Origin of the sequence: Bacillus aerolatus (genome assembly GCF_009183655.1) — a bacterium.
Classification (GTDB): Bacteria; Bacillota; Bacilli; order Bacillales; family Domibacillaceae; genus Pseudobacillus; species Pseudobacillus aerolatus.
In genome coordinates this window covers 373,097-396,782 of sequence record NZ_WEIO01000001.1, presented here as the reverse complement: position 1 = coordinate 396,782, position 23,686 = coordinate 373,097, and the positions used below count along the sequence as shown (strand labels likewise).

Annotated in this window: 21 protein-coding genes, 1 other RNA gene, 2 pseudogenes and 1 riboswitch; of the genes and pseudogenes, 2 read left to right on the top strand and 22 right to left on the bottom strand. The window is 42.9% G+C overall.

Annotation, left to right across the window (positions count from 1 at the left end):
* Positions 1 to 230: 230 nt before the first annotated feature.
* From F9802_RS02105 to F9802_RS02020, 18 genes and pseudogenes are all read right to left on the bottom strand, one after another.
* Positions 231 to 1,538: a nucleobase:cation symporter-2 family protein gene (locus tag F9802_RS02105; RefSeq protein ID WP_152149481.1), complete on the bottom strand. Its 1,308-nt coding sequence runs from the start codon at positions 1,536 to 1,538 to the stop codon at positions 231 to 233.
* On the bottom strand, positions 1,535 to 2,119 hold the full coding sequence (locus F9802_RS02100) for a xanthine phosphoribosyltransferase (protein ID WP_152149480.1): 585 nt from the start codon (positions 2,117 to 2,119) through the stop codon (positions 1,535 to 1,537). The genes F9802_RS02105 and F9802_RS02100 overlap by 4 nt, the downstream gene beginning before the upstream one ends.
* Before the next feature lie 120 nt (positions 2,120 to 2,239).
* Positions 2,240 to 2,341, bottom strand: a riboswitch (purine riboswitch).
* 141 nt (positions 2,342 to 2,482) lie between these two features.
* Positions 2,483 to 3,322 carry a cytochrome c oxidase assembly protein gene (locus F9802_RS02095; RefSeq protein ID WP_152149479.1) on the bottom strand — a complete coding sequence of 280 codons (840 nt, stop codon included), beginning with the start codon at positions 3,320 to 3,322 and terminating at the stop codon, positions 2,483 to 2,485.
* 132 nt (positions 3,323 to 3,454) lie between these two features.
* Positions 3,455 to 3,556: pseudogene (locus tag F9802_RS20180) on the bottom strand (hypothetical protein); the annotation flags it as partial.
* A 391-nt stretch (positions 3,557 to 3,947) separates the two neighbouring features.
* Positions 3,948 to 6,170, bottom strand: a complete 2,223-nt coding sequence (purL, locus tag F9802_RS02090) for a phosphoribosylformylglycinamidine synthase subunit PurL (RefSeq protein WP_152149478.1) — start codon at positions 6,168 to 6,170, stop codon at positions 3,948 to 3,950.
* A gap of 139 nt (positions 6,171 to 6,309) precedes the next feature.
* Positions 6,310 to 6,663, bottom strand: coding sequence for a DUF2200 domain-containing protein (locus F9802_RS02085; RefSeq protein WP_152149477.1), 354 nt, complete (start codon positions 6,661 to 6,663; stop codon positions 6,310 to 6,312).
* Positions 6,664 to 6,765: 102 nt separating this feature from the next.
* Positions 6,766 to 7,167 (bottom strand): annotated as a pseudogene (locus F9802_RS02080) (VOC family protein).
* Positions 7,168 to 7,549: 382 nt separating this feature from the next.
* Entirely contained in the window at positions 7,550 to 7,687 is a 138-nt protein-coding gene (locus tag F9802_RS02070; protein WP_263862287.1) for a hypothetical protein, read from the bottom strand.
* Positions 7,688 to 8,009: 322 nt separating this feature from the next.
* A complete protein-coding gene (locus F9802_RS02065) occupies positions 8,010 to 9,149 on the bottom strand; it encodes a THUMP domain-containing class I SAM-dependent RNA methyltransferase (protein WP_152149476.1) in 1,140 nt (379 codons plus the stop codon).
* A 112-nt stretch (positions 9,150 to 9,261) separates the two neighbouring features.
* An RNA gene (gene rnpB, locus F9802_RS02060) (RNase P RNA component class B) lies at positions 9,262 to 9,657 on the bottom strand.
* 76 nt (positions 9,658 to 9,733) lie between these two features.
* On the bottom strand, positions 9,734 to 10,057 hold the full coding sequence (gene gpsB / locus F9802_RS02055; RefSeq protein WP_152149762.1) for a cell division regulator GpsB: 324 nt from the start codon (positions 10,055 to 10,057) through the stop codon (positions 9,734 to 9,736).
* 85 nt (positions 10,058 to 10,142) lie between these two features.
* Positions 10,143 to 10,700, bottom strand: coding sequence for a DUF1273 domain-containing protein (locus F9802_RS02050; RefSeq protein ID WP_152149475.1), 558 nt, complete (start codon positions 10,698 to 10,700; stop codon positions 10,143 to 10,145).
* Between the two features lie 64 nt (positions 10,701 to 10,764).
* Positions 10,765 to 11,004, bottom strand: coding sequence for a CotD family spore coat protein (locus tag F9802_RS02045; protein ID WP_152149474.1), 240 nt, complete (start codon positions 11,002 to 11,004; stop codon positions 10,765 to 10,767).
* Between the two features lie 334 nt (positions 11,005 to 11,338).
* Entirely contained in the window at positions 11,339 to 12,577 is a 1,239-nt protein-coding gene (locus F9802_RS02040) for a ribonuclease H-like domain-containing protein (protein ID WP_152149473.1), read from the bottom strand.
* 1 nt (position 12,578) lies between these two features.
* Positions 12,579 to 14,861: a DEAD/DEAH box helicase gene (locus F9802_RS02035; RefSeq protein WP_152149472.1), complete on the bottom strand. Its 2,283-nt coding sequence runs from the start codon at positions 14,859 to 14,861 to the stop codon at positions 12,579 to 12,581.
* 253 nt (positions 14,862 to 15,114) lie between these two features.
* Complete coding sequence (locus tag F9802_RS02030; protein ID WP_152149471.1) at positions 15,115 to 15,495, bottom strand: YppG family protein; 381 nt, start codon at positions 15,493 to 15,495, stop codon at positions 15,115 to 15,117.
* A 62-nt stretch (positions 15,496 to 15,557) separates the two neighbouring features.
* A complete protein-coding gene (locus F9802_RS02025) occupies positions 15,558 to 15,908 on the bottom strand; it encodes a DUF1798 family protein (RefSeq protein WP_152149470.1) in 351 nt (116 codons plus the stop codon).
* Between the two features lie 82 nt (positions 15,909 to 15,990).
* A complete protein-coding gene (locus F9802_RS02020) occupies positions 15,991 to 16,233 on the bottom strand; it encodes a hypothetical protein (protein WP_152149469.1) in 243 nt (80 codons plus the stop codon).
* 424 nt (positions 16,234 to 16,657) lie between these two features.
* Between F9802_RS02020 and recU the strand changes: the two genes are divergently transcribed.
* Entirely contained in the window at positions 16,658 to 17,263 is a 606-nt protein-coding gene (gene recU / locus F9802_RS02015; protein WP_152149468.1) for a Holliday junction resolvase RecU, read from the top strand.
* A gap of 149 nt (positions 17,264 to 17,412) precedes the next feature.
* Positions 17,413 to 20,166 carry a transglycosylase domain-containing protein gene (locus tag F9802_RS02010; RefSeq protein WP_152149467.1) on the top strand — a complete coding sequence of 918 codons (2,754 nt, stop codon included), beginning with the start codon at positions 17,413 to 17,415 and terminating at the stop codon, positions 20,164 to 20,166.
* 220 nt (positions 20,167 to 20,386) lie between these two features.
* Here the strand turns inward: F9802_RS02010 and F9802_RS02005 are convergent, their stop codons facing one another.
* The 4 genes from F9802_RS02005 to asnS all read right to left on the bottom strand — a co-directional run bounded on the left by F9802_RS02005 (position 20,387) and on the right by asnS (position 23,661).
* On the bottom strand, positions 20,387 to 20,875 hold the full coding sequence (locus F9802_RS02005) for a YpoC family protein (protein WP_152149466.1): 489 nt from the start codon (positions 20,873 to 20,875) through the stop codon (positions 20,387 to 20,389).
* A complete protein-coding gene (gene nth / locus F9802_RS02000; protein ID WP_152149761.1) occupies positions 20,875 to 21,528 on the bottom strand; it encodes an endonuclease III in 654 nt (217 codons plus the stop codon). Before nth ends, F9802_RS02005 begins: the two co-directional genes overlap by 1 nt.
* Before the next feature lie 15 nt (positions 21,529 to 21,543).
* Complete coding sequence (locus F9802_RS01995; protein WP_152149465.1) at positions 21,544 to 22,233, bottom strand: DnaD domain-containing protein; 690 nt, start codon at positions 22,231 to 22,233, stop codon at positions 21,544 to 21,546.
* Between the two features lie 135 nt (positions 22,234 to 22,368).
* On the bottom strand, positions 22,369 to 23,661 hold the full coding sequence (gene asnS, locus F9802_RS01990; protein ID WP_152149464.1) for an asparagine--tRNA ligase: 1,293 nt from the start codon (positions 23,659 to 23,661) through the stop codon (positions 22,369 to 22,371).
* Positions 23,662 to 23,686: the final 25 nt, after the last annotated feature.

Genomic DNA, 23,686 nt, shown 5'->3' with positions numbered 1-23,686 from the left:
GTATATTCAATTAGTTACGCCAGGGTAATTCATCTGACTTTTTTACACAAATGAAGTAGTTGAATGCCCGAGGAAAAGCAACATTAAATTCTAATTCTTCATTTACACTTGCCCGTTTCATTCGTCTTTTTTTACGCAAAAAAACGCCACCTTCATCTCTTTTTAGTAAAGAAATGAAGGTGACGCACCGACATTTTATGCTTTTAAAACGCGAGAGTTTCAAGCTCTTCTTAAGATACTTTTTGTTCAGCTAGTTTAACCGCTTTTTTTGATTTTTGGCCGAGCTCGTTAAACAAGATATTCAAGAAAATAGCGGTCATACTGCCGGCAACGATGCCATTGCCTGTTAAGATTTGCACGCTTTTCGGCAAGCCGGCAAACAAATCAGGAACGACCGTCACACCGAGCCCCATGCCAACTGAGCAGGCGATGATTAATAAGTTTTCTTGAGAAGACATATCGACGCGGCTCAGCATTTTAATGCCTTGCGCGACAACCATGCCGAACATGGCGACCATGGCGCCGCCAAGAACGGCAGAAGGAATGATCGTCGTAAACGCGCCGATTTTCGGCACTAAACCGAGCAGCACTAAAAATCCGGCCGTGTAATAAATAACTGTTTTTGATTTTACTCCCGATAATTGCATGAGTCCGACATTTTGAGAAAAAGCCGTGTACGGAAACGCATTGAAGATCGCTCCGATCACAATGGCTAAACCTTCAGCCCGGTAGCCTTTTGCTAAATCTTTTTTCTCGACTTTTTCTTCACAAATGTCACCAACCGCAAAATAAACACCCGTTGATTCGACGAGACTTACGACCGCAACGAGAACCATTGTTAAAATAGCGGTCCATTCAAACGTCGGCGTTCCGAAATAAAAAGGTTTGACTATATGGAAGAAAGAAGCATCCATGACCGGTGAAAAATCTACCTTCCCCATCACAAAGGCGACAACTGTTCCTGCGAGCAGTCCGACAAGCACGGCAATCGAACGAATAAAGCCGTCAAAGAAACGAAACAGCGCAATAATTAAAAATAAAGTGGTAAACGCCAAGCCGATATTAGACAAAGATCCGAAGTCGGGACTCCCTTGGCCGCCTGCCATGTTATTCATCGCCACCGGAATTAATGTAATACCAATGATCGTCACCACAGATCCTGTGACGACCGGCGGAAAAAAGCGGACGAGCCGGCTAAAAAAGGCGGAGATCAATAAGACAAATACGCCCGAAGCTAAAATAGCGCCATATACGGCTGAAATTCCATATGACCCTCCGATCGCAATCATCGGCCCGACAGCTGTGAATGTACAGCCTAAGACGACCGGCAGCCCGATGCCGACAAAACGGCCCTTCCACACTTGCAAGAAAGTGGCGATCCCACACATAAAAATATCAATGGACACTAAATAAGTAAGCTGTTCGGCGGTTAAGCCAAGTGCCCCGCCAACGATAAGCGGCACGATGACAGCTCCTGCATACATCGCTAGTACGTGTTGTATGCCTAAAGAAGCGGTTTTTAAGACAGAGGTATTCATGAGAGAACCTCTTCTGCGAATGTGACTTTACCGTCTTCCAGTGATTGCACTCTTGCAAGGGATTCCACTCTAATTTGCTTTTCGCGCAGCAAATTGCCACCTTCTTGAAATCCTTTTTCAATCACAATACCGATTCCGGCAACAGATGCGCCTGCTTGTTCAGCAATATCCAATAACCCTAAAGCAGCTTGTCCATTTGCCAGGAAGTCGTCAATAATTAAAAGGCGGTCCTGTTTTGTTAAAAATGAGTTAGATACGGCGATCCGGTTCGTTTCTTGTTTCGTATAAGAATGAACATCGGCGGTAAACAAATCTTGCGTCAATGTCAGCGACTGCCGTTTTCGTGCAAAAATAACTGGAACGTCCAACTCTAAGCCGGCCATTACGCTCGGTGCAATGCCGCTCGATTCAATCGTTAATATTTTCGTGATTTTCTCATCGGCAAATCGTTTGGCAAATTCTTCGCCGATTTCTTTCATTAATTTAGGATCAATTTGGTGGTTTAAAAACGAATCTACTTTCAACACGTGGCTAGAAAGCACTTTGCCTTCTTTCACAATCTTTTCTTGCAAACTCTTCATTATATGTCCTCCTCAACTTTAATCGACCGTTTGGACAGAAAAAAACCCAAAGATCATTTCATTCCTCAATACAGAGTGAAGCAATGCCCTTTGGGTATGAGAAGACAGCAAAGAAAGACTGCCCTTCCACTGCTCACTCATAGTCAAATGATTTACGGTCATTCGGTAGAAACTTGCAGGCCATATTCCCGCGATTATATGAGCGAATGTTAAGTTTTAATGTATTCATATTATATCAATATAGAAGAGAATTTCAATCCTATTTACGAACATTTTTTATTTAAACCTCTTTATTATTCGCAATTTTCAATTAAAATTACACAATAATAAAAACGGCCAGAAATAGTTTCCAGGCCGTTTTTGCTACCTTTTTGTCGGATAATCCATCGCTTGTCCAGGATAAAAAGGAAAATCATCATCCGGCTCTTCTTCTTTTTTCGCCCATTTGGATATAAGAAGAAATAAAGCCGTCCCGTAAGACCCGAGCTGAATCGCCTTTAACATCCCGCCAGCGAGCTGCTGGTCCTGAAGAGCGGTTAAATGAGGCAGCAGCTGCTGTCCTCCTTCTGCATAAAGAACATAAAATGGACTGCCGGCCACAAGCAAAAAAATTCCAATCGGCATGAGCAGCACGGAAGCAACAAACACATAGACGACCCGCACAGATTCAGACAGCCGGTTGATCTCCGGCAGCGGTGAAATGATCGTCCACCACATTAAAAATGCGATTGCCAGCAAAGCGGTCTGGCTCATTGCCAGCAAGAAGGTGTGCTGCTGCAATGAATTAAAAATAGAAGGGATGAGATAAACAGACAGCGCTATGTTAAACAACAAAGCCGTCATCCATGGATGAGTAAACAATTTCAAAGCGAATCTCATTCGGTAAGACCAGAAAAAAGAGCGTAAAAACTCTTTCGGCAAGCCTAAAATTAAAAGCGGAGGCACAACAAACAGCATGATCATTAACTCCAGCACATGAGCGCTGAACAACCTTTCCGCAGCGATTACTGCCAACGGACTGCCTACAAATAAGTAAAATAAAACTAAGCCTAAGTTGAAATAAAACTTTTGAATCCTTTTGACTGTATATCTCCCAGAAGAAACTAATTTTGCATACAGAAAAGACAGCAGCAACAGGAAAATGAGATAACCCACTCCCCATAACTGAAACCAGTTAAAATCAGAAACGACATTTCCGACCAATTGATTGTCCCCCCATTAACGATAAGTAATAGAGCTCAATAATCCGCCCAACTTATCACTCATTGTATCAAACCTTCACAAGTTTCTACACCCTTCTGTGCAATCGCTCCTGCCTGAGTCAAAAAGGTCAGCTTAGTCTTTATTTCTAGGCGGACGTTTCCCCCAATATTGGTAATAATCCGTCCGGATAAATCCATTGAACAGCTTCCGTTTTTTTGTCGCTTTCTTGCCGTAAAACTGAGTTTAAAGCAGATTATTAATAACCTTGACCAGATTAATCTTTTACCATTACTTATAATTATACTCTGGTCTTTCAGAAAAGAAAATGGTTTGTATGTAGCCACGCCACTATGTATACTTCTTCTTGTTATTTAGAAAACATGTTCATGGGAACACTTAAGCTAGAAAAGCTTATACTACATTTCAATATCCTTACATGCCCGAAGAAAGAATAGATATGTTAATTCTACTGCCTTTTCATGTTTCCAAATTCCAAATATTATACCTTCCTCTTTTTTTGCAGATTTATAGGTAGAACACGGCCCATTCACAAAGGTGCCGTACTCTACCAAAAGGTTATTTAACACATTCACTTTCATTCTTATTTAGATATTCTAGAACAAATTTATTTAGGTGCTACTAACCCAGGAATCGCTTCACTCCAAAGTTTATGAAGTTCATCAACGGTATCCTCAATTACATGTTCACCGTTTACAGATACAATCAATTTCCCATGGTTAGTTACCGAGCCGATTTGGCTTGCTTCTGTCCATAAATTTTGAAATTGTTCTTTGTTTTCTGCTTTTACAGTTACTAAGAATCTTGATTGTGATTCACTAAATAACGCTACCGTTGCGTCACCAATTAAGCTAACTTCAACACCTAAACCTTGTCCCTTAAATAAACTCTCAGCTAAGGCAACAGCAAGTCCGCCTTCAGATAAATCATGTGCAGATACTACAAGACCTTCTTTAATTGCAGTCGAAAGTAAGTTTTGACGGTTCGCTTCAACTTGTAAATCAATGACTGGCGCTTTTCCTGAATATTTTCCAGCAACTATATTTTGCAGTTCACTGCCACCGAATTCAGGGAACGTTTCACCAATTAAATAAACAAGGTCACCGTTATTTTGGAAATGGCTCGGTGTCACATATTTTGTATTTTCGATTAGTCCGACCATACCAATGATTGGTGTTGGAAGAATCGCTTCGTCTTTTGATTGATTATATAAGGAAACATTACCGCTAATAACTGGTGTCTGAAGAGCAAGACATGCCTCGCTGATCCCATCAATGCTCGCTTCCATTTGCCAAAATACTTCTGGATTGTTTGGGTTACCATAGTTCAAGCCATCTGTAATTGCAAGTGGTTTTGCACCAGAACAAACAAGATTACGTGCTGCTTCAGCAACGGCAATTTGCCCACCAACTTTTGGATCTAAATAAATATAACGAGAATTACAGTCCGTCGTAATCGCAATTGCTTTATCCGTTCCATCGATTTTCACGATTGCTGCATCAGATCCAGGACCAACAATGGTGTTTCCTTGTGCCTCAGCGTCATATTGCTTGTATGCCCATTCCTTGCTTGCAATTGTCGGCTGCTGTAAGAGCTGTCTTAACATCGCTTGATGATCGTCTACTGCTGGAACTTCATTTTCAATCGCTTGAAATTCTTGATAGTATGACGCTTCTTTTGATGGTAAATGATAGACAGGCGCATCATCAGCTAAAATATTGACAGGAATATCTACGACAACCTCACCATGCTGCTTAATACGGAAGGTTTTTTCCTGAATAACCTCACCGATAACTGCCGCATCCACATCATGTTTCGCAAAAATATCAAGAATTTCCTGCTCCTGCCCTTTTTTCGCGACTAATAACATCCGCTCCTGTGATTCAGACAGCATAATTTCATAAGCATTCATACCTTCTTCGCGCTGTGGGACAAGGTCAAGATTCATCTCAATTCCCGTACCTGCTTTAGCTGCCATTTCACTCGCAGATGATGTTAATCCTGCCGCACCCATATCTTGAATACCAACTAATGCATCCGAATGAATGACTTCCAAGCATGCATTCATTAATTTTTTACCAATATGTGGATTTCCGATTGCGACTGCAGATGTATTCTCTTCTTTTCCACCTTCGACAACATCTGAAGAAAACGATGCACCACCAACTCCGTCTTTTCCGGTATCCCCACCGGCATAAATAACTACATTACCTACACCAGCGGCAACACCCTTTTGCACATCGTCATGATGAACAAGCCCAACAACCATCGCATTGACTAATGGATTTTCTTCATATTGCTCATCAAATTGTATCTCGCCACCAACAGTTGGAACATCGATCACATTGCCATAGCTCGCAATCCCACGTACAACCTCAGAAAATAACAGTTTCGTATGGTCATTATCTAGATTGCCAAAACGTAATGAATTCATGGCTGCAATTGGTTTTGCTCCCATTGAAAAGACATCACGCATAATCCCACCAACACCTGTTGCTGAACCTTCAAATGGCTCGACAAAAGACGGACTATTATGACTTTCAATTTTAAAAACAACGGCTTGATTATCACCGATATCAACAACCCCAGCACCTTCACCAGGCCCTTGTAAAACATGACTTCCTTTCGTTGGTAACCTTTTAAGTAATGATTTCGATGATTTGTAGCTACAATGCTCGGACCACATGGCAGAGAAAATGCCTGTTTCCGTGTAGTTCGGATGACGTTTTAATAGATCCTTTGCTAGTTGATACTCTTCGTCTGTTAACCCCATTTCCTTGTATATTTGTTCATTTTCAATTTGTTCTGGGCTAATGTTATGTTGCGACATCGATAGTTCCCTCCAAAAAAAGAATTTAATTTGTTTGCTAAATTAGGCGATATTCAGATGGCTAGGAATAATTTGTTGCTAGCTCGAACATCTGCATCTGTTCTTCCATTTACATAAATCAGTGTTTCTTCGCTTTTCTTTATTTAGTTCGCAAAATCTTCTCCATTGCTTTTCCTTTTGCTAACTCATCAATTAGCTTGTCCAAGTAGCGAATTTCCTGCATGATAGGTTCTTCGATGTCTTCCACTCGGACTCCGCAGATTACACCTTTGATCAGACCTCGTGAAGGGTTCATTTGGGGAGCTTCCGCAAAGAACGTTTCAAAGTCTGTCTTGTTTTCCATTAGTGCTTCTAACTCTTCTTGGCTATATCCTGTCAGCCAACGGATGATTTCATCTACCTCATCTTTCGTACGTCCTTTTTTCTCCGCCTTTGTCACATAATGAGGGTAAACACTTGCAAAACTGGTTGTATAAATCCGATGTTTGCCCATGATCTATCCTTCCTTTTTTCTTTTTCTTCTATGAGAGTAGAACAATAATCTACAGGTAGCGAAAGCTTACTTTCTATAAAGAAGCACATGTTCGTGTGTATATTAGTTAGGTAAATCAAGCTGCCATGACACACCGAAACGATCAACTAGCCAGCCAAATTTCTGGCTGAAACCATAGTCCCCAATCGGCATAAGGGCTCCCCCACCATCACTCAATTTTTGATAGAGATGGTCAATTTCAGCTTCTGATTCGCAAGTAACATAGATCAAAAATGAAGGTGTGCAGGAAAACTCACGTTTTATATTACTACTGTCGATACACATAAATTTCTACCCTTTTAAGGAAAAAACGGCTTCCATCACAGTCCCTTCTTCCCCAGCTTCATTAGCTCCATATCGAACGATACTTTTAATTTCTGAATCCTCCATTAACGAAGTATAATAATTCAGTGCTTCCTCTGCTTTTCCATCTCGAAACATTAAAAACGGCCTAACCTTTGATATTTTTATCCACCTCTTAATAATATATGATACTTATAGGTCATCAATTATTATAGCTGATAGATTCGGTTTCAACTAGCGTTTAAGTACCATTACATGTTAATTTCTCTTATTGAAAATAACTCTAAATACTTTTTATTAATGAGGTGAAGAATAAATCTGTCAAGATTAAAAAGCATTTTCAGGTATATCATCACTAATTACGCGTTTATTCGCAAGTGTCATTATACAAAAAGTGAATATGAAATTGCTGCTCATTATTTCTCTTCTTTATTTTTGGGGCACAATCGCTCTTACATTTGTAAACGACTTCATCGGTTTTTTAATATTCATTCGAGAACTACATAGACACAAAAGAGAAGCGAAATCTCCGCTTCTCTTCTTGTCATCCAATATCAATATTGTTCAAAGGGTTATACTTATCGTTTTGTTGCTTCAATGCCATTCCCCAAAGATTCACATAACGTTGAGTCATGGTTATGTCCTCATGTCGAAGGATTTTCTGTAATGTTAGTACGTCCATCCCATTCATAATGGCTCTATAGGCAAACGTATGACGAAAAGTGTGACTGGACAATCTAACACCGCTCCTTCTTGAGCCGTTTGAAGATAGAAGCAACGGCTTCTGTAGTCATTCCACCGTTAATTTTGACGGTACATCTTCAAAGTGTAGCTTGATAAGTTTTTGTAATTTCTGTCGTCCAAGAACTCTTGAATAGCAAATTTTAATAACATGTCCATCTTCCTCCCAATGATTTTTCATTGGAAAAGTAATCTGGTCAAGTTAAAAATAATCCAGTGAATTTTTGACCACTATATTTGAGAGCCTTCAAACCCGTACTACATCAATCTTTTCTAGGCGGGCGTTTACCCCAATATTGGTAATAATCCGTTCGGATAAATCCATTGAACAGCTTCCTTTTTTTTGTCGCTTTCTTGCCGTAACATTCTTCAAAGCCTTCATGCGAAGTCAACATATATACAGACCACGTGTCATTGCCTGTGAATGCCCGGCCCATTTCCTGATACATTTTTTCCACTTCCGGGCGGTCGCCGAGACGTTCGCCATATGGCGGGTTTCCAACGATGACGCCGTATTCCTTGGAAGTAGTAAAGTCGCTTACATTCATTTGTTTAAATTGGATGAGATCAGCAAGTCCTGCTTCAAACGCATTTTCGCGGGCAATGTCGACCATTCGGTGATCGATATCGCTTCCTGTAATGTCAAGCGGCTGGTCGTAATTCGCCCGGTCTTCCGCTTCAATTCTCGCGTTGTCCCACACCTCTTCACTCAGCCAAGGCCATTCCTCTGAGAGAAATTCCCGGTTAAAACCAGGTGCAATGTTTTGACCGATTAAAGCCGCTTCGATCGGAATCGTCCCTGAACCACAAAATGGATCAACGAATGGCCGGTCAGGGTGCCAGTTCGTCAATTGAATAAGCGCGGCTGCCAATGTTTCTTTCAATGGAGCGCCGCCCTGAGCAATACGATACCCCCGTTTATGTAAGCCTGCTCCACTTGTGTCAATCGTCAGCGTCGCTTTGTCTTTTAACAAAGCCACTTCAATTTTAAACAAAGGACCGGTTTCCTGCAGCCATGTTTGGATTTTATATTTGTTTCTCAGCCGCTCAACAATCGCTTTTTTCACAATCGCCTGACAGTCAGACACGCTGAATAAAGTTGATTTCACGGACTTCCCTTGAACCGGAAACTCCGCATCCACCGGCAAATATTGTTCCCACGGCAGAGCTTTCACTGCTTCAAACAGCTGGTCAAACGTTGTCGCTTTAAACTCCCCTACAACGATTTTCAATCGGTCCGCTGTCCGCAGCCACATATTGCAGCGGGCGATCGCTGACTCATCGCCTTTAAAAATAACTTTTCCGTTTTCAGTCTGGCAATCATAACCAAGGTTTTTCACTTCATTAGCCACGAGCGATTCTAACCCCATCGCCGCCGTGGCAATTAATGTATATGTTGTCATTCAATCACCTGCACATTTTAAGTATATACTGCTTATTTAGCATGAAAAATATCCATATAGAACAAAAGCTCTCCATAAAGGAGAGCTTGTGAAATTAAATCCCGTAATAACGTTCTGTAAGCCATGTTCTGTACCATCGTACTGCAAGCGATCTGGGAAGATCTTGTACTCCGGCGGCAATCATCTATCTGCGGATGTTCTTCAAACATCCACCCTTCTTATCGTTCATTTCCTTAAAGAAGGTGCCCCTACCTAAATTTGGGTTGCTCACTCGCGGGGTTTACCTCGTTCCACCTTTATAATTTCTTATAAAGCTACGTCACTGTGGCACTTTCAAAGTAGTCATGCCATATCCGAAGACTTAGGCATTTTCCCTGCCGTCAATCCAGCCTGAGCCGGACTGCCCTAGCTTATTTTTTCGCTAGGCACGAACACTACGGGCATCTCAGCACCGTGTGAGCATGGACTTTCCTCTGCAGCCGGATGGCTGCAGCGATTACCCGAACGCTATTATCGTCACCTAAACCATTATACAGGAAAACGGCCGACAAAGCAATAGTCGGTTTTCAGACCAATCAAAAAAGCTATTCGTTATACAGTTTATCTCCAAATACATGCCGCTCCAAATTCGATAAGCGCTTGAGAATATCGAAGTTGGTAGCCCCTGCGACCGGCTGCGGAGCAGGCACAGGCGCCGGTTGCGAGCGGCTCCTTGTTATTTCACTTTGCTTTTTCAAACGGAGATTTTCTTGTTGAAGCTCTTCAATCGCCTGATGAAACACTTCATAATCTTTAATGATTAAATCAAGAAATTGATCTACCTCATCTGGATTATAGCCTCTCATGGACGTCTTAAACTCTTTTTCCAAAATATCTTTTCCTGTTAGTTTCACTTTATTAGATAACATTCCCGTCATCACCTCAATATATTCCAAACCGTCTTTCATCCATTTTTTCAAAAATAGGCTGCTTTGTCAATCAATTCACTGGTTATTACCAGTCTGTTTGCTTTAACTGTTCTTCTTCCACTACAAGCTGCAAGTCATAAAATGTCAATTGGCGGATATCAAATGAGTGATTCTCTTGAAACGAGCGGGCCATGTTAAATAAATATTGAGGAGAACCGGTATTTTCTTCATCGTAAAGAACGAGTAAGCCGGCTGATTTTTGTAAAAGCAATTGATTTTTATTCCGGAATTGTTCGGGACCTTTATACGGTTGCTTAGACACTGAATCCACGAAATCGGCTCCCGCCAAAATTTCTTCATAATAAGCCTGGTTTTCTTCTTTCCAATTTTCTTGCTGATTCAAAAAAGGAGTAAGTACAGCAAGTTTTGCGTCGGGATATTCTTCTTTTAACTCAAACAGAACTTCCGCTGCCCAACACTCCACACCGAGCTGTCCGCTAATCAGCATCCACTCCATTCCTTCTTCTAGCAGGGTACGAAGTTCTTTTTCCAATGCTTTTTTTATGTATAGTACAGCCGGATCGTCTCTTTTGAAAACGCCAAGCTCATACGGCTTGTATCCCGTTACTGCCCAAACCGTCATAGCAAGAACCCCCTTTCACATGATAAAAAAGTAAGGGATCGATTTCCCTTACTTTTTAATGAAATTAGAAGCCAAATGGACGTCGTCGAGGGCGTCTCCCGCAAAATTGCTGCTGGCTATGAACATCCTGAACGTAAGATTGAGTGTGCGGATAATAATGCTGATGTTCATACAGCTGATGATTAATATTAGCTGTATGTGTTGGATGAATATGCGGAACGATAAATTTCTCGTACATATGATTCGTGCAGCATACAGGCGGATGCATAACCGCCGGTAATACTTTGGGCCTGTTGCAATGCATGATTCTGTTCCCCCTTTCCCTCTCTTATAAAACAGTTTATGTAAGAAGAGGGGAACATGTACTATTACAAACACCTATTTTACAAGAAACTGTAAAAGCTGTCTTTTAAATTCGTCATTAAAAAAGCGGTCAACCCGACAAATACGAAAAATAACACAAATAAAGCGCGATACACTTTTCATCCACCCCATAAATAATTTTCTCTTATATTTCTACATCATCCAACATTTTACCGCCTTTTGTCATAAGAAACAATAAATAATTGGAAAATATTTCGACAAATCAAATAAAATATTGCGATTTTTTTATTATTTGTCAAATAGAGAAAAAATACTTACTTTCGCATCTTCTTTTCCAGCCGCTTTAGCCTTTTATCGATCTCTTCCACCAGCCGGCCGTTCTCCTCGATGTGAAGAGTGCCGGCCGCATTAGCATGATGAAGCGAGTCAGTATATTGCTTTTCCCTATGTTCGTAATATTTACTTAACTCAATATGTGCTTCTATTCTCTCTTGCGGCGTTCCTTTTTCACACACTTCTTTCCAAAGTGCAACGGCTTGATCCCACTCTTTTTCTCTCTTCAAGTGAAAAGCTAGTGCATGACTCGCTGTTATTTGCGTGTCCGTGTGCTTCTCTTCCACAAGCTGACTGTAAGCTTTCGCCGATAATTGTTTTTCCCCGATTGCATCAAACCACTTCGCCACTTCCATTCGCTCTCTGCTCGTACTTCCAATACCTTCCTGCAAAATGTGAAAGCTGAGATGAGAATAAAGAGTAATGAGTGTTAAAATATCCAGTTCATTGTGATGCATGACTTTTAGTATGCCTTCCGGCTGCTTTCTTTCGACAAAATCAAAGTAAATCATTGGGGCTAAATAACCAGGCACGTCTTCCACCCGGTGAATATTCAGCTTTTCCTTTTCCACGTTCACGAGCTTGACAGAATCCATAGAATGTTTCCACAATCTTCTCGAAGCATGGTATAAATCAAAGTGGCCAAAGCTTGGCAGTTTAGGAACGTGCTCACGAACAAGCGTGTGCCGTGTTTTCACTTGCGGCCAGTCAAACGATTTTCCATTATAAGTAACAAGTGTCGTGTAATCCACCTGTTCAAGAAAGCTTGAGTATAGGGCGACTTCATTTCCAGGAGCCGGCAAAAAATGCTGGCGCAACACGACTTCCCCGCCTTGGACCTTTGCATAGCCGAGTAAAAAAATCGTATTTCCTGCTCCTCCGCCGAGCCCGGTTGTTTCCGTGTCAAAGAAAAACAAATCTGAGGCCGCCATTCCTTTTGCGGACAAAGGATGAGTCCCTTCCCAATGATTCCATTTGGCAACGGCTTCCGTCACGTCAGAAAACTGGTGATTGCCATGTTTGTATAAAAGAGGATAGCGCACTTCACGGATTAAGCAAAATTGATCGCCGGACACATACGGTTTCACACCAGCTTTTTCCCACTCATCCATATAGGGAAGGTCCGCCCCTTTGAAGGACGGCTGCTCTATCGCCTTTTTTTGTGTGTCTTCCCGTACGATATGGCGTTTCATCCGCTGGAGCTTTCCAGATAAACTCATTTTATTTCTCTCCTAACATCAAAAACATCTCAAGAAGGCGGTGAGCATCTTTTTTGGCGGAATAGAAGGCGGTATCTGTCCCGATGCAAGATGGACAGCCGTTTGGACAAGGACAACGGTGAATTAATTCAGCCGCCTGCTTTAAAATATCTTCTAATTGGCTGAAAACTTGCTCGCTTAGCCCGATGCCGCCAGGATAATGGTCATAAACAAAAATCGTTGGTTTTTCATTGTGGCTCGCTTTTACTTGCGGCACAATATGAATGTCACTCGGGTCACACATAGCAAACAATGGAATGATCGCTTTTAAAGCATGAGCCGCTCCAATCAAGCCGTTTTCCAGACGGTCTTGAGACATGTTCTTTAACTCATCGTTTAGTGACATCCAAACCGCATTCGTATGAAGCTCTACTTCCGGAAGATGAATCGGTCCTGAGCCGATGTTTTCATGAGTGTCAAATTTAATCTTTTTAAAAATAGTGGCCATGGCATGGACTGCCACATCTCCGTATGAAAACGTGATATTCTCTTTTTCCCGCCTTTTATCTTCTTCAAGTACTTGCAGCTGAACAGCTAAGTTCGCGTCTGTAAAATAGTCCACATCCACTTCCCGCACATACGCTTTTTTCTCTTCCCAATCAAGTTCTTCCACTTGAAACTGAGTGCCCTGATGCAAATAGATCGCTTCTTCGTGCAACAGCGTCATGGCGCTGAATGTGTCCATTTCTCCAATGACTTGGTGATTGGCTGTCTCGGAAATATCAATAATCACGACATTTTCTTGCGAAGCAGACCGCAAACTAATGTTATGGGCAGGAAATGAATCATTCATCCAAAACCACTGGCCATTGTTTTCATGAAGCACTCTTTCTTCGGTTAAAAATTCAAGTACATCTTCTATGTCTGTCTTTCCGAATCGATCCCCTCGTTTAAACGGCAGCTCATACGCCGCACATTTTAAATGATCCACTAATATAACGAGATTGTCAGGATTAATTCGGGCGGTTTCCGGCGTTCGCTTAAAAAAGTAATCCGGGTGATCAATAATAAATTGGTCAAGAGGATCAGAGCTTGCGACCATAATGACGAGCGACTCACCATGCCGTCGGCCGGCCCTTCCCGCTTGCTGCCAGGCGCTTGCGATCGTGCCGGGATAGCCGGTCATCACACATACTTGCAACTGGCCGATGTCCACTCCTAGCTCAAGCGCATTCGTGCTGACTACGCCATAAATTTCGCCGTTTCTTAAGCCTTTTTCAATTTCGCGGCGCTGTGTCGGCAAGTAGCCTCCGCGGTAGCCTCTGATCGATTTTGACCCGAGTTCATTTTTCACAAGTTCTTGCAAATACGTCAAAATAATTTCCACACGCACCCGGCTTCTGGCGAAAACGATCGTTTGTATCTTGTTTTTCAGCATTTCTCCCGCAAGCCGGCGGACTTCCAAAGTAGCACTGCGGCGAATATTGAGCGGTTTGTTGACGACCGGCGGATTGTAAAACACAAAATGTTTTCTTCCTGCCGGCGCTCCGTTATTATCAATTAGCGTCATTTCTTGTCCGGTCAATGTTTCAGCGAGTTCCAGCGGATTGGCAATCGTCGCTGATGTACAAATAAAAACAGGATCGCTGCCGTAATAACGGCAAATCCGCTGGAGGCGGCGCAACACATTGGCCACATGGCTGCCAAACACTCCTCTATATATATGCAGCTCATCAATCACAATGTATGTTAAGTTCTCAAATAAGGAAACCCATTTCGTATGATGAGGCAAAATCGCGGAATGAAGCATATCGGGATTCGTGAGAATGATTTGTCCTGCTTTTCTTACTTTTTGGCGGATATTTGCCGGTGTGTCTCCGTCATACGTATAACTGTTGATCGGCAGACCGATTTCTTGGATCAATTCATTGATTTCACTTTTTTGATCTTGAGCGAGCGCTTTCGTCGGAAATAAGTAAAGAGCCCGCGCTTCCTCGTTATTAATAATCGATTGAACAACAGGCAAGTTATAACAAAGCGTTTTTCCAGATGCGGTCGGCGTCACCGCTACAAAGCTTTTTTTGTTTCTTGCCGCTTCAAAAGCGGATAATTGATGTGTATATAGCTGATGGATCCCTCTATTTTTTAACGCGTCCGCAAGCCTTGGGGCAATGTCAGCCGGCAGCGGAACAGTGCTCGCTTCTTTTTCAGGAATCGTCTTCCAGTGAATAATATTAGAACAGACGGCTTCTTCTTCCTGCAGCCATCCAATTGTTTCTCGTAACGACTTTCTTTTCGATAGCATCGCCATCACCTCCCCTTTATTCTAGCGAACAAACAATCTATTTGGAAGAAGAAAAGCGAAGCCGACTGCTTTGAGGCGACAAGCATATGACAGGCTGACAAAATGGCGCTTTTCAGCCATGCAGTCAGACTGGCATATGACCTCGAGCCCCAAGGAGGCGCAGCTGGACAAGAAGAAAAGCGGAAGCGCCTGCTTTGCCCCAACCGCAAAAAAAGACCCTGGAGGAAAAGTTCCCTCCAGGGTTCGGCGCAGTTCAAGCTTTCAGCCAGCCAGTCATATCTTTTACTACTTTAGAAAGCTGTGAAACTGTACTGACCATCATACCTGCTGTGTCAACCGCTTTATTGACATCAAATGAACCGTCTTTATTTTTAAAGGACTGTAAAAGAAACTGGCTGCTGCTTTTCTTCCCCGGCGCATTGGGCGGCCTCTGAGAAGCATTCGGGTACATCTGATACGGTCCTCCCGGCATCTGCATTTGATAAAGCGGATGGTTCCACAAATCTCCGGAAAACTGAGAGTGTTGGGAGTATTGGGAGTATCCAGGTGGAGAAGGTTGGTGACCGTGATAAGAAGCAGGCGGATGGTATGGAAAATGGCCGGGATACGGATACATCGGCTCCCATGGGTTCATCTTCTTCCCTCCCACATAGTTGGTTATAGCATGATATGTAGGATTGAGAGAAAAAGTGCAAGCTATTTCAACTCTTTTAACAGCTGCTGTAAAACAAAGAGAGTCGATTCCACATAATTTCTGAAACGGGTATAACTTGTTTCCGGAAAAAATGCCTGGACAGAAATCAATTCTATATTTTCAACGACTGCTTTCACTTGCGGAAAATGAATATATTTAAATTGGCTCGTTCGGAAACTTGCTAATATTTCTTTCTCCCATGCAGCTGACAACCGTTGGGCTTCGTCGGCAAACGGTTTCACTTCTGTATAAAAATCCCCTTTTTCTTTTTTCTCTCTAGCTATATGATAACGATCATTGGCACGGTTCACGATCCTTAACAATTCTTCTGTCAACTCTTGAAGTACAGTCATTTTCTACTCTCCTCTTAACGCCATTTCACTTTTCTTCTTCATAGTTTATAAGTTTTTCCATGACTGTTCAAGCAGCTGCTTATTAAACCGGCTCACATGTCACTTTAAAAGATTGAACCATTTTGTGGGTTGGGGCGGCTGACAATAAAAACTCTGCTCCTTCTTCAAGCAGCCCAATACGTGCCATCACTGCTTCTTTCTTTTTGGAAAGCCGTGAATAATGTGCTTTATGCATAATCGTCACTCTTTTTTTCAGCACTCGCTCGATTTGATCTACTTTTTCCTCAATTTCATTTAATGTGCGAAGCACTTCTTCTCTCGTCATCCGTCCCACTCCTTTATGTTTTCATTCTTTAAAATTCCACTGGCTCTTCATAGTCTCTTGTAAGCTGTATTCTCTCTCTTCTTTTCGATCTCCTTCCCGTCTGACAAAACTAGGTTTCATTCGGCAAAGAAAGAACGAGAAAGACAAAAGTTTCGTTCATTTCGACAATCGCCCTGCACCATAGAAAGACCTCCTCCCTATTAAATGCGGACCGCGCCCGAAAAGGTTATAATAAAGAAGCATGGAAAAGTTATATTAGCCGGGCGAGCGGCATAACTGTACAAGAGAGCCAGAGGAAAGCTTGGATTTAAGCGTCTTTCTCCCAGCCTTCTTTCTAAACAGCTAAGTGAAAAATCAGCCTTTTTTCTTACCCCATGCCATATTTTTTCTGTTATGATATGTATTATCTTGTGAGGTGTATGCAATGGCGATAAGATATCCGAACGGAAAAAAATACGTGCCTGCGGCCAGTGCAGCTGCAATCAAACGGCCCGCCATACAGGACAGCTACAGCAACAGAGGCATGACGCTTGAGGAGGATTTAAATGAAACAAATGCTTATTACCTTGAGCGTGGATTGGCGGTTATCCATAAGAAACCAACGCCTGTGCAAATTGTTCAGGTAGACTATCCAAAAAGGAGTGCAGCTGTCATCAAAGAAGCTTACTTTAAGCAAGCTTCAACAACCGACTACAACGGCGTATACCGCGGAAAATATGTAGATTTTGAGGCAAAGGAAACAAGAAGCACCACCGCATTTCCGCTCAAAAACTTCCATGAACACCAAGTCGTTCATATGAGAAAAGTGGAACAGCAAGGAGGCATCAGCTTTGTTATCATTCGTTTTGCTTTAACTGAGGAAGTATTTTATCTTCCGGCAATCCGCTTGTTAGACTATTGGGCCAGAATGGAGGACGGCGGCCGCAAATCAATTGCGAAAGCGGAAATTGAAACCTCTGCCTATCTGATTCCAATGAGTCTGCACCCGCGGATTCCTTATTTGTCTGTTATCGACCAGTTGCATTTTTAAGCGAAGCGTCTCATAAGCGCCGCTTAGGAGAAACTGTCCGCTAGTCAAACAGGCGTAAATGAACTGTTAAATTTACTGTGGTTTATAAACATTCACAGCAGGAAATTTAACCACTCTTTATTCCCATCGAAAGCGAGGATATTGGACAAATGTCTGATCAATACAATTCACGTACAGAAAGAAGAAAGCAGCAAAAGAAGCGTACGGCTAAAAAGCCGCCTGCAGCAAAGAATCCTAAAAAGGGGCAAGCATCATTAGTTAAAAAAGTATTTTTAACTCTTGCGGTCTTATTTCTTTTATCGTTAGCAACAGGCCTTGGAACATTTGCGTTTATGGTGAAAGATACGCCGAAGTTGGATGAAGCTCTTTTACGCGACCCGATTTCGTCGAAAATTTACGATATGAACGGTGACTTTGTTACATCCGTCGGCTCACAAAAGCGGGATTACGTTAAATACGAAGATATACCGCAGCTAGTGAAAGATGCCATTCTCGCCACAGAAGATGTCCGCTTTTTTGAACACCACGGGATTGATATTATCCGTATTGGAGGAGCAGTCATTAAGAACGTAACAGAAGGCTTCGGTTCACAAGGGGCAAGTACGATCACACAGCAAGTCGTGAAAATGTCTTTCTTGTCTCCTGACAAAACGCTTAAGCGGAAAGCCCAAGAAGCATGGCTTGCTTATCAGCTTGATAAAGAATATTCCAAAGAAGAAATTTTTGAAATGTACGTCAATAAAGTGTACATGTCGGATGGCATTCACGGCATTAAGGAAGCGTCCAACCATTATTTTGGAAAAGACCTCGATGAACTGACGCTTCCGGAAGCAGCCGTCATCGCCGGCATGCCGCAAAGCCCGAACAATTACAATCCATTTGACCATCCGGAACGGGCGGAAAAACGCCGCAACGTCGTGCTTTCTTTAATGGAGCAGCATAATAAAATTTCCGGCACAGAAATGGCGGAAGCAAGACAAACATCCGTTTCCAAACAGCTGGCTGAACAGAAGCCCGACACCAGAAAAGTGAAAAAGTTTAATTCCTATATTGATATGGTCGTAGAAGAAGTCCAAAAAATGGGTGAATACAATCCTTACTCAGATGGCTTAAAAATTTATACGACGCTCGATCCGAAAGCGCAGACGTATATGGAAAAGCTGCTCGACACAGAAGACATCATTAATTATCCTAGTGAAAAGTTCCAGGCAGGGATCGCGCTCACAGATACGAAAACCGGTGAAGTACGGGCAATCGGCGGCGGCCGCAACCAGCAAGTGGAACGAGGCTATAACTATGCCGTTGACTTAAAACAGCGCCAGCCCGGATCTGTTATTAAGCCGCTTATCGACTATGGACCGGCCATTGAGTATTTAAAATGGTCGACATACCAGCAGCTCGATGACCGTCCGGATACGTATTCAAACGGAGCACCTATCCGCAACGCCGGTGGATCCTACATGGGTCCGATGACGATGAGAACTGCACTTGTCTATTCCCGCAACATTCCGGCTCTGCAAACGTATAAAAAAGTCGGACATGAAAAAGCAAATGAGTTTTTAAATAATGTAGGCATTCAACTTTCAAAAGAACAATCAGAAAACGAATCTAACTCCATTGGGGCAATGAGCGGTATTTCCCCTCTTGACTTAGCTGGGGCTTACGCGGCATTTGGTAACGAAGGAACGTACATTAAGCCGCATACAGTCAAGAAGATTGTTTTATCCGATGGCGAAACAGAAGTAAAAAATGATATTAAACCGCAAGCAGCAATGAGCGATTATACGGCGTATATGATTACCGATATGCTGAAAGATGTGATGGATGAAGGAACAGGCAGAAGAGCCAATATTCCAGGCCTTCATGTAGCCGGCAAAACCGGTACGACGAACTACACAGCAGAAGAAAAGCGTGATTATGGTATTCCATCATCCGGCTCACCCGATTCATGGTTTGTCGGCTATACAACGAACTACACAGCGGCCATTTGGACAGGCTACTCAAGTAGAAAAGAGTATTTGTCTAAAGACAGCCAAAATATTTCTAAAGAACTATTTAAACATTTAATGGACGAAGTATCTTCTGATAAAGAGACGAAAAACTTCAAGAAACCGAACAGCGTAGTGGAGCTTCCAATTAGAAAAGGCTCCAATCCGGCACAAATTGCCAGCAAGGGTACGCCTAACAGCGAGAAAGTATATGAGTTGTTCATCAAAGGCGAAGAACCAAAGAAAGTATTTAATGATTTCAAAGAAAAAGATAAAGAAAAAGACAAAGAGAAAGACGATGATAAGAAAGAAGAATCGACAGGAAAAATTCAAGGCTTAACGGCTTCCTACAACGCTTCTGGTCAAAACATCTCCGTGTCTTGGTCATTTGCAGGTGAAGGGTCGCCAAGCTTCACTGTCTCTTCATCCGCTGGAGAATCCCAGTCGACAGGCGGAAACTCAGCAGTCTTCGGCGGTGCCCAGCCTGGCCAGACGTACAGCTATACTGTAACAGCTACAGTTGATGGCCAGACAGTCGACACAGCGTCCACTTCCATCACTGTACCGGGTGGAGAGGAACCACCGACTGAAGATGATACCCATGAATTGCCACCGGAAGAACCTGAGACCCCTGATGACGGTAATGATCAAGATAATCCAGGCGACAACGGAAATGGCAACAACAATGGCGGTGGAAATGGGAACGGAAACGGAAATGGCAACAATAACGGTGGAGGCAATGGAAACGGGAACAATAATGGCGGCAACAACGGTACCCCGCCAACGTCTCCAACTACTCCGCCAGCCCAGCCTTCAAATCCAGGAGAAACACCTGCTCCGCCACAGGAGGATACACCGGCCGCTCCCCCAGCCTCTGGAAATGGGGCTGCATCGAGACAAGATACAGACGAATAATGTGTATAACAAAAGCGTAAGCGCCTTGACCAGCCCCGACAAGCAAATGTTCTTTTCCTCAAAGAAGTCCGCTTTTTGACTTCATTGAGGAAAGGTTATTTGACCTCGAGGGGCTAGGCGCTGGAGCTGGACGTAGACCCGCTCCATTAGCAAAGTTATTCACAATATGATTATTTTATAGTTTCCTAAAAAACAAAAGGATGGCGAAATCGCCATCCTTTTACTGTTTCTTTTTTAATACACAATATTTTGCTGCCTGTTTTTCCTGTTCAATCATCAGTTCACATATTTGCACGTAAGCATGATAAGAATAAAGCTCTGACAGAACAAAGCCGAGCCGCTCCTCAACGTTCACTGGTTTAATGTCAAACTTCTTAACGTTTTGCTGCCAGCCGTTCAGCTGAACTGGCGCACTATTGCTCCAAAACAGCTTCATTAAAAATAAAGCGGCAGCTGCTTTCATCTCTGCTTGAACGTTTTTATCCCGCTGCCGGAATTTTTTTTCGAGCACCGATTTCAGCTTTGTCCATTCCGCAGCGATTAAAAACATTCCCTTTTCTTCCCCCGCCCATGGCTGTTCCTCGCCCGCCAGTTCATAAATAAAAAACGGCTCAGCAGTTACTGTTGCCCGGGCTGATAAATACACTTCTTCTTGTTGAAAAAAAAGCGGGTGCTTTAACCATTCAGGAATAGTGACGGTTTGCTCCATCAGCCGGCTGTCCTTTTCATCCGTTTTTTCCCTTCACGGCACAAGTCAAGCAGCGGGCATATTTCACATTGAGGGGACTGTGCCTTACAATGATAGCGGCCGAAAAAAATGAGACGGTGGTGAGTTACTGACCACTCTTCTTTCGGTATTTTCCGCATAAGCGTTTCTTCTACTTCTGTGACGGAATCTTTCCAGCGGCAAATACCGAGCCGCTTGCTCACCCGCTCTACGTGGGTATCGACAGCAATAGCGGGTACGTCAAAGGCAACAGAAGCGACCACATTAGCTGTTTTCCGCCCTACACCTGGGAGCTTAACGAGCTCTTCTTGTGTTTTCGGCACTTCCCCATTCATATCTTCCAAAAGCATTCGGCTTAAGTTTTGAATGTTTTTCGCTTTATTGCGGAACAGTCCAATCGAGCGAATGTCCTCCTGAAGCTCTTCGAGAGGGACAGATAAATAATCTTCTGGTGTTTTATATTTCTTAAATAATTCCTTTGTTACTTTATTAACTAAAGCATCCGTACACTGAGCTGATAAAGCCACTGCAATGACGAGTTCAAACGGATTATCATGGACAAGTTCGCAGTGTGCATCTGGAAACATATCAGCGATTGTATCAAGACAATAGCGTATTTGGGTTTTATTCAACATCATTTTTCTCTCCTTTTACTGTTCGAGCCAGTTATAGAAAGGTACAGCTTTTCTAGATCGCTGCACTTGATCAGGAGAGGATTGGTTTTGCCGGAAGCGCTGGCCGTACTTTCTCGCTTGCTCAAGCGTCTCGATCCCCTGCTTTTTCCATTCAAAAAGAATTCGATCGATATAGCGAAAGTTCATCTTTCCTGAAATGACCGCTTCTCTTAAAGCGGCCTTTATAATGACCGCATCATGATGGTCCTGATCTATCCAAATAGCGAGCGTTTCACATTCAAGAGGAGAAAGCGGCCGGCCAAATTCTTGTTCAAAACAAGTATATAAATCCTGTTCATCATTCATTGCCTGATGGAGAGCAGATTGCCGCGATTGCTGCATCATAAATTCAGCCAGTTTTTTCCAAAGAGGCTTTAAAGAATAGCTTTCAAAACCTAATGAGTCTCCCTGCTCAATAGCAATCATTTGCTGCTGTATTAATTTTTTTATTAAAATGGAACATTCGCCGGCAGAAATAGTCATGCGGGCAGCTAACTCTTCAAATGTCGGAAAGTGCCGGCCTTTTTGTTTGCAGGCAAAAATCTGCAGCAATAAAACGAGTTCGGCTTCCGTCAACTTTAGCTCATTATAGTGGGTAAGTAAAACTTGGGGGACACTAACCATTCCTTCGTCCATCCAGTGCATTAATAATTCTTTTTGTTCCATCGCAGACACCTCATAGTTAGTATATCATGGTGAGATTTTAAAAATGAGAATTGACAATTAAGAAATTGCTATTCCACCTTTTTTGCGCTTATCTGAAAAATAAAGAAATGCCGCACAATGGCGCGGCATGAGAATTTATGGATATAAGCGGTTTAACAAACGCGGGAATGGAATCGTTTCACGGACATGCTCGACTCCGCTAATCCAGGCAACGGTTCTTTCAAGACCAAGGCCGAAACCTGAATGCGGGACAGATCCGTACTTCCGCAATTCGAGATACCATTCGTAAGCTTCCGGTTCAAGATTATGCTCTTTAATCCGCTCACTTAATAACTGGAAGTCGTGAATCCGTTCCGAACCGCCAATAATTTCACCGTAGCCTTCAGGAGCAATTAAGTCGGCGCAAAGCACGACTTCTTCCCGGCTTTCATCCGGCTGCATATAAAACGGCTTTAAAGAAGTTGGATAATGCGTGATGAACACAGGCTTGTCATAGCTTTGTGCGATGGCTGTTTCATGCGGCGCACCAAAGTCATCTCCCCACTTAACATCCTCAAACCCGTTTTTGTGTAAAAATTCGAGGGCTTCATCATACGTAATGCGCGGGAAAGGCGCCTTGATCTGCTCAAGCTTCGATGTATCCCGTCCGAGACGTTCAAGCTCTAATTGACAGTTTTTCAAAACTGACTGAACGATGTGAGCCACATACTCTTCCTGAACCTTTAGATTGTCTTCAAAATTGTAAAAAGCCATTTCCGGCTCAATCATCCAAAATTCAATGAGGTGACGGCGTGTTTTCGATTTTTCTGCGCGGAATGTCGGGCCAAAAGAAAACACTTTTCCAAGCGCCATAGCAGCCGCTTCCATGTACAATTGCCCGCTTTGGGAAAGATACGCATCTTCATCAAAATAGCGGGTATGGAACAATTCAGACGTTCCTTCCGGTGCGCTTCCTGTTAAAATCGGCGGATCCACTTTCACAAATCCCCGCTCATTAAAAAACTCGTACGTTGCCCGGATGATTTCATTGCGAATTTTCATCACTGCATGCTGACGGCGGGAACGCAGCCATAAATGACGATGATCCATTAAAAACTCAGTGCCATGTTCTTTCGGCGTAATTGGGTAATCAGCCGCTTCTGAAATTATTTCAAGGCCAGTTACCGTTAACTCATAGCCGAAAGGTGACCGGCTGTCCTCCTGGACGAGGCCTGTGACGTACAAAGAAGATTCTTGGGTCACGGCCTTCGCTGCTTTAAACAGTTCCTCCCCGGCTTCACTTTTCACAACGACTCCCTGGATAAAACCTGTCCCGTCACGAAGCTGCAGGAAAGCAATTTTTCCGCTGGAACGTTTATTTGCCAGCCAGGCACCAATCGTCACTTCTTGTCCGACGAATTGACCTACTTCTGCAATTGTAGTTTTCATGTAAGATTCCCTCCAACATATTCAG

Bases quoted from the DNA above. Each gene is read 5' to 3' on its own strand.
- F9802_RS02105 (WP_152149481.1), bottom strand. From the start codon at position 1,538: ATGAATACCTCTGTCTTAAAAACCGCTTCTTTAGGCATACAACACGTA.
- F9802_RS02100 (WP_152149480.1), bottom strand. From the start codon at position 2,119: ATGAAGAGTTTGCAAGAAAAGATTGTGAAAGAAGGCAAAGTGCTTTCT.
- purL (WP_152149478.1), bottom strand. From the start codon at position 6,170: ATGTCGCAACATAACATTAGCCCAGAACAAATTGAAAATGAACAAATA.
- F9802_RS02085 (WP_152149477.1), bottom strand. From the start codon at position 6,663: ATGGGCAAACATCGGATTTATACAACCAGTTTTGCAAGTGTTTACCCT.
- F9802_RS02070 (WP_263862287.1), bottom strand. From the start codon at position 7,687: ATGGACGTACTAACATTACAGAAAATCCTTCGACATGAGGACATAACC.
- F9802_RS02065 (WP_152149476.1), bottom strand. From the start codon at position 9,149: ATGACAACATATACATTAATTGCCACGGCGGCGATGGGGTTAGAATCG.
- gpsB (WP_152149762.1), bottom strand. From the start codon at position 10,057: ATGTTATCTAATAAAGTGAAACTAACAGGAAAAGATATTTTGGAAAAA.
- F9802_RS02050 (WP_152149475.1), bottom strand. From the start codon at position 10,700: ATGACGGTTTGGGCAGTAACGGGATACAAGCCGTATGAGCTTGGCGTT.
- F9802_RS02045 (WP_152149474.1), bottom strand. From the start codon at position 11,004: ATGCATTGCAACAGGCCCAAAGTATTACCGGCGGTTATGCATCCGCCT.
- F9802_RS02040 (WP_152149473.1), bottom strand. From the start codon at position 12,577: ATGAGTTTATCTGGAAAGCTCCAGCGGATGAAACGCCATATCGTACGG.
- F9802_RS02035 (WP_152149472.1), bottom strand. From the start codon at position 14,861: ATGCTATCGAAAAGAAAGTCGTTACGAGAAACAATTGGATGGCTGCAG.
- F9802_RS02030 (WP_152149471.1), bottom strand. From the start codon at position 15,495: ATGAACCCATGGGAGCCGATGTATCCGTATCCCGGCCATTTTCCATAC.
- F9802_RS02025 (WP_152149470.1), bottom strand. From the start codon at position 15,908: ATGACTGTACTTCAAGAGTTGACAGAAGAATTGTTAAGGATCGTGAAC.
- F9802_RS02020 (WP_152149469.1), bottom strand. From the start codon at position 16,233: ATGACGAGAGAAGAAGTGCTTCGCACATTAAATGAAATTGAGGAAAAA.
- recU (WP_152149468.1), top strand. From the start codon at position 16,658: ATGGCGATAAGATATCCGAACGGAAAAAAATACGTGCCTGCGGCCAGT.
- F9802_RS02010 (WP_152149467.1), top strand. From the start codon at position 17,413: ATGTCTGATCAATACAATTCACGTACAGAAAGAAGAAAGCAGCAAAAG.
- F9802_RS02005 (WP_152149466.1), bottom strand. From the start codon at position 20,875: ATGGAGCAAACCGTCACTATTCCTGAATGGTTAAAGCACCCGCTTTTT.
- nth (WP_152149761.1), bottom strand. From the start codon at position 21,528: ATGTTGAATAAAACCCAAATACGCTATTGTCTTGATACAATCGCTGAT.
- F9802_RS01995 (WP_152149465.1), bottom strand. From the start codon at position 22,233: ATGGAACAAAAAGAATTATTAATGCACTGGATGGACGAAGGAATGGTT.
- asnS (WP_152149464.1), bottom strand. From the start codon at position 23,661: ATGAAAACTACAATTGCAGAAGTAGGTCAATTCGTCGGACAAGAAGTG.